Annotated in this window: 5 protein-coding genes and 1 pseudogene; 4 read left to right on the plus strand and 2 right to left on the minus strand. The window is 44.8% G+C overall.

Annotated elements, in window-relative coordinates; translation table 11 throughout:
• Positions 1 to 187: hypothetical protein (locus tag PX636_RS20595; protein ID WP_288118605.1), on the plus strand; the 187-nt coding region annotated here is incomplete at its 5' end.
• Between the two features lie 45 nt (positions 188 to 232).
• Here the strand turns inward: PX636_RS20595 and murC are convergent.
• Positions 233 to 1,660 (minus strand): UDP-N-acetylmuramate--L-alanine ligase, encoded by a 1,428-nt coding sequence (gene murC, locus PX636_RS20600; RefSeq protein ID WP_041804039.1) that lies wholly within the window; start codon positions 1,658 to 1,660, stop codon positions 233 to 235.
• Between the two features lie 393 nt (positions 1,661 to 2,053).
• Between murC and PX636_RS20605 the strand changes: the two genes are divergently transcribed.
• Complete coding sequence (locus PX636_RS20605) at positions 2,054 to 3,070, plus strand: type I glyceraldehyde-3-phosphate dehydrogenase (protein ID WP_002799040.1); 1,017 nt, start codon at positions 2,054 to 2,056, stop codon at positions 3,068 to 3,070.
• Between the two features lie 117 nt (positions 3,071 to 3,187).
• Here the strand turns inward: PX636_RS20605 and PX636_RS20610 are convergent, their stop codons facing one another.
• The gene (locus PX636_RS20610; RefSeq protein WP_002799038.1) at positions 3,188 to 3,964 is read right to left on the minus strand and encodes an ABC transporter permease; all 777 of its coding nucleotides are present in this window, start codon (positions 3,962 to 3,964) and stop codon (positions 3,188 to 3,190) included.
• Between the two features lie 126 nt (positions 3,965 to 4,090).
• Here PX636_RS20610 and PX636_RS20615 point away from each other — a divergent pair, with 126 nt between their 5' ends.
• The gene (locus PX636_RS20615) at positions 4,091 to 5,203 is read left to right on the plus strand and encodes a DegT/DnrJ/EryC1/StrS family aminotransferase (protein ID WP_002799037.1); all 1,113 of its coding nucleotides are present in this window, start codon (positions 4,091 to 4,093) and stop codon (positions 5,201 to 5,203) included.
• Positions 5,204 to 5,231: 28 nt separating this feature from the next.
• A pseudogene (locus tag PX636_RS20620) lies at positions 5,232 to 5,558 on the plus strand (hypothetical protein); the annotation flags it as partial.

The following is a 5,558-nucleotide window of genomic DNA, read 5'->3' on the forward strand; positions in this document are numbered from 1 at the left end:
CGGTTTCACCGATAGGTTATTGCCCGAATGCTTCGCCCCTACAGGACGCGGGCCGATGAAGACGCAAGGTTTTGAACGACGATTCTCTCAAAATCTTACACCTGTTTCGCAAGAAAAGCCACAAAACCCCTACCTTGCCTACATTTCACATTTATTCAGCAAACCCTATTTAATACTGCTCACTTAAAAACTCAAATCTGATAACTGATAACTGATAACTGATAACTGACTCCTATACTCTAACTGCTAATTGTTCGCGGTAAAGAGAGAGCATTTCGGGGATAACTTGATTGAGATTGCCAGCGCCGAGGAACAGAGCCAGATCCCCTGGTTGGAGAATTTCTAGCAGGAATTGACCTAAAGAACTCAATTCGGGGTGATAGTAGGCATTTTTATGGTGTTTTCTCACCTGTTCGGCCACTTGCTGCCCGGTGACGTGATTGATATTCACTTCCCCGGCACTATAAATATCCGTTAAGACTACCACATCGGCGGAACTGAAAGCGGAGCCGAATTCCTCCAAAAAGGCAGTGGTGCGACTGTAGCGATGGGGTTGGAAAATAGCGATCGAACGTTGGTACTGTTTGCCTTCTACCTTCAATTTTGCCGCCGCTAAAGTGGCTAACAATTCGCTAGGATGGTGGGCATAATCATCGATAAAAGTAATGCCGTTTGCCTCTCCCTTGTGTTCAAAACGGCGTTTTGCCCCGGCAAAAGTAGCGATCGCATCGGCAATAACGGCAAATTCTAAACCGAGATAACGTCCGATGGCCACCACTGCCAAAGCATTACTAATATTATGTTGCCCGGGGATTTTCACTTCCATTTGTCCCAAATAACTGCCTTTTTCCCAGACGGAAGCTTTCATCATTCCCTGTTCATAGATAATCTCGCTGACGGTGTAATCGGCACCTTTTTCGGGATCGAGACTATAACTAATCGTGGGACGGAAATGCTCGGCGATCGTGTCACAATCTAAACAAGCGACTAAAATCTGGCACTGATGGGCGAATTCATGGAAAGTATCGATAACTTCGCTTAAATTCTGGTAATGATCGGGGTGATCTAGCTCAATATTAGTGATTACGCCGATTTTCGGGGCGTGCTTGGTTAGGGAACCATCGGACTCATCGGCCTCTGCCACTAAAAAACGACCTTGACCAAGACGAGCGTTACCTTCCCAAGCATCCACCTCACCACCGACAATGATCGTGGGGTCTAATCCCGCTTCTAACAAAACGTAACCGATTAGGCTGCTAGTGGTGGTTTTTCCGTGGGTGCCGGCGACGGCGATACTGTCGTAATCAGCGATTAAAGCAGCTAAAACGTCGCTACGGTGAAAAATTGGGTATCCTAAGTCTCTGGCCGCTTGATATTCCTTGTTATGGTCATTAATCGCCGTGGAGCAGATTACTTGCGGAACTGTTTGGCTACTGTTTTGAGGGCCCGGAGAATGAAATAAAGCTAAATTATTTGCCTCTTGACGGTGGAAAATGTGCGCTCCCGCTCCCTGTAGCCGTTGGGTGATATGAGTAGGACGTAAATCCGAGCCAGACACAGGTAAATTGCGCTCGGCTAAGATATAAGCGAGGGCTGACATCCCAATACCGCCAATACCGATAAAATGGAAAGGTTGGCCGTTAAAATTAACTTTTTTCACTGTTTTCACTCCTCAGAGCCACGATTATATAAGTTTTAAACTCGATCGGTAGTAAAGTCAACTTCATGATAGGGGCATTTGAGCAGAATTCCCAAATGTTGCCCAGTTGCCTTGCAAAATCCTTGACGCAGAATTAAAATTTTTTCTCCCAATTCCTTTTTTTGGGGTGTGGGTGTGGGGTGTGGGGTGTGGGTGTGGGTGTGGGGTTTGGGGTGTGGGGAGAATAAATAAAAATAGTCTCGGAGTCTCGGAGTCTCGGAGTCTCGGAGTCTCCTGAATGGTGATGTAATAAATTATTTTCGATCGGGATCGTAAAGTTCAACCTTTAAGGTATGATTGGGAACATTAATTATTTTTTTATGTATTGCACTAAAACGTAGAGGGCAAGCAGCAGTGATTAGAGTAGCGATCAATGGTTTCGGACGGATTGGACGTAATTTCCTAAGATGTTGGTTAGGACGGACTAATAGTGGCTTGGAGGTAGTGGGGATCAATGATACATCCGATCCCCGGAGTAACGCTCACCTGCTCAAATATGATTCGATGTTAGGCAAACTTAACGCTAATATCGATGCCGATGATAATTCTTTAATTGTTAACGGTAAAACCATTAAATGTTATTCCGATCGCAATCCCCTCAATCTGCCCTGGGCAGAATGGGGTGTAGATCTAGTGATCGAAGCTACTGGTGTTTTCGTCGATGAAGAGGGCGCTTCTAAGCATATTGTCGCAGGAGCTAAAAAAGTCCTCATTACCGCACCGGGTAAAGGTTCGGGTGTGGGAACCTATGTCGTCGGTGTCAACGCTCACGAATACGAACACGATAAATACAATGTCATCAGCAATGCCAGTTGTACCACCAACTGTCTTGCTCCTGTCGTCAAAGTGATTCACGAAAACTTCGGCATCATCAAAGGGACGATGACCACCACCCACAGTTACACTGGTGATCAACGCATTCTTGATGCTAGTCACCGGGATCTCCGTCGCGCTCGCGCCGCTGCCGTTAACATCGTTCCCACCTCCACCGGTGCCGCTAAAGCTGTAGCCTTAGTTATCCCCGAAATGAAAGGGAAACTTAACGGGATAGCCCTGCGTGTACCCACTCCTAACGTTTCTGTGGTGGATTTAGTCGCACAAGTGGAAAAAAGCACGATCGCGGAACAGGTAAACGAAGTCCTCAAAGAAGCTGCGGAAAATTCTTTGAAAGGAATTCTCGAATATAATGATTTACCCCTCGTTTCCTCTGATTATCGCGGTGTTGATGCCTCCTCGATCATCGATGCTAGTCTAACGATGGTGATGGGTGGCGATATGGTGAAAGTTATCGCTTGGTACGATAACGAATGGGGTTACTCCCAACGCGTGGTTGATCTCGCTGAAGTCGTCGCCAGCAAGTGGAAGGCCTAATTTTTAGCCGTCAGGAGATAGGGAAATGGGGTGATGGGGAAATTCAACTAAAACCCCAAAACCCCAAAACCCCAACACTCAACACCCAAAACCCTAACACCCACCTCCCGATTCCTTTCAACTGATAAGTGATAAATTCTCACTGAAAAAGCGCCGATAGATTCCCTCTGTCACCAATTGAGCGGTGATTAGGTTAGCTAGGGCAATCATAAACAGGATCAGTATCTGGTAGGAAGCGGCGTTTAAAGGTTCACTTCCTGCCAATACCTGTCCGGTAAACATTCCGGGTAAACTGACTAAACCCACCACCATCATCTGATTGAGGGTGGGGATTAAACTAGCTCGAATCGCTTCTTTTTGATAACCTGCGATCGCTTGTTGAGGGGTTGCCCCCAAACAAAGATGGGTTTCGATTTCTAAACGGTGACTTTTAATCGCACTGCTTAATCTTTCCCCGGCTAAAGAGGCACTATTCATGGCATTGCCTAACACCATCCCCGTCAAGGGAATTAAGTATTGGGGTGAATACCATTGTTCTGGTTGAATAATTAAAGCGATCGCATAACCTAAAGTTAGACAGCTACTAATCAATAAAGAGCCGAAAACTAGCGGTAATAGGGCTTTATCCCGGCTATCAATGCGATTTTTAGCAACAATAGTCGCAATAGTCATCATCACTGCCAAAATCCCCAGCACTGCCAGAGGATTATCAAGGGAAAAAATAACGGCGATAACGTAGCCTACCACTAATAATTGCAGGATCGATCGACCGGTCGCTAATAATAATTGTCCCTCTAGAGCTAAATTTGACCAACGGGAGAGGAGTAAACAAATGCCCATCATCCCCAAAGCCCAACCCAAATCCACCAGATTTAGTTCTACTAATCCATCCATAAAAATAAAAGAAACAAATTACAAGGGTACTTCATCTATAAATAGCAAGTTTATAATTATTTTTGACTAATTATTCCTTTTTTTCCCGAACAAATCCCGATTAGTCTCTAATTTGAGTGAAAGCGCGTGAGTAAAATTCCCCCCGTCGATTTATCCCGTCAATACCAAGTCATCAGCGAAGAAGCTAACCATGCCGTTTTAGAAATCCTCCGTTCTGGGCGCTATATTGGTGGCGAAGCTGTGAGCGAATTAGAACGACAATTTGCCCTCTATCACGGTGTTAGCGATTGTGTCGCCTGTAATTCGGGAACCGATGCCCTTTATCTGGCACTGCGCTCCCTCGGTATTCAAGCGGGGGATGAAGTAATTACTTCTACTTTTTCGTTTATTGCCACCGCCGAAGCGATTAATTTAGTCGGGGCAGCACCGGTTTTTGTCGATATCGATATCAATACTTTTAACCTCGATGTGGCACTGTTGGAAAAAGCGATTACTCCCCAGACTAAAGCGATTATCCCAGTACACCTTTTTGGGCAATCTGTCAATATGTCTGAGGTGGTAAATTTCGCTCGTTCCCATAATTTATTGGTGATTGAGGATTGCGCTCAAGCAACGGGAGCAGAATGGCATGGGCAGAAAGTGGGGAGTATCGGCGATATTGGCTGTTTTAGCTTCTTTCCCACCAAAAATTTAGGCGGTTGTGGCGATGGTGGCGCAATTACCACCAATAACCCCGAGTTAGCGGCACAAATTCGCATGATTAAAGAACACGGCAGCAAGGAGCGTTATCTCCATGAGGTAATCGGTGTCAATAGCCGCTTAGATGCCATTCAAGCGGTTATTTTGCAAATTAAGCTGAAATATCTCGATTTTTGGAATAATCAACGGATCGAGATTGCCCAACGTTATCGGGAATTACTGCAACCTTTGCCTAATATCACTTTACCTGCCGCTTTAGCCGGAGGTAAGCACGTTTGGAATCAGTACACAATCCTAACGGAAAATCGTGACCAAATTCGGGCGGCTTTGCAGGAAAAAGATGTCCTATCCATGGTTTATTATCCGATTCCTCTGCATTTACAGCCGGTTTATCAGTATTTAGGCTATAAAAAAGGCGATTTACCCGTGGCTGAATTGGCCAGTGAAAAAGTGTTATCTTTACCTATGTTCCCCGATTTAAGCTGCGAGGAACAACAACAGGTAGCCTATGCGCTGAAAGATTGTTTGCATAGTTTTTAAATTGATGATTTAGCCGAGGATTGAACTAATGAGTCAGATAAATGAGCGTTCAAAACCAGCCAAGTATTCACTATATAACTTAAGAAAAGTCAAGCGTGATTTAGTCTATGATGCCTGGGATTTCTGGCGTACTCTAACTCAAAAAGATCAACTAGAAAAAGTCATCAATCAAAGAGAAATTCGTTTTATCGGTTTGAAACGTAGTGGTAATCATGCGGTGTTAAATTGGATTAGAGCGCAAGAACAAGACCATTATTTTCTGAATAGTGTCAATGTTAGTACCAGTCCTTTTAGGCATTTTCATCTACACTTCCCCCACAAAGGTTTTCGAGAGGAAGCTTGGGGTAATTTCAAG

This window comes from Microcystis sp. M53598_WE2 (assembly GCF_030067735.1).
GTDB classification, from domain to species: Bacteria; Cyanobacteriota; Cyanobacteriia; order Cyanobacteriales; family Microcystaceae; genus Microcystis; species Microcystis aeruginosa.

What these genes read in the sequence shown, in the direction of transcription:
- PX636_RS20610 (WP_002799038.1), bottom strand. Translation starts at nt 3,964, where the DNA reads ATGGATGGATTAGTAGAACTAAATCTGGTGGATTTGGGTTGGGCTTTG.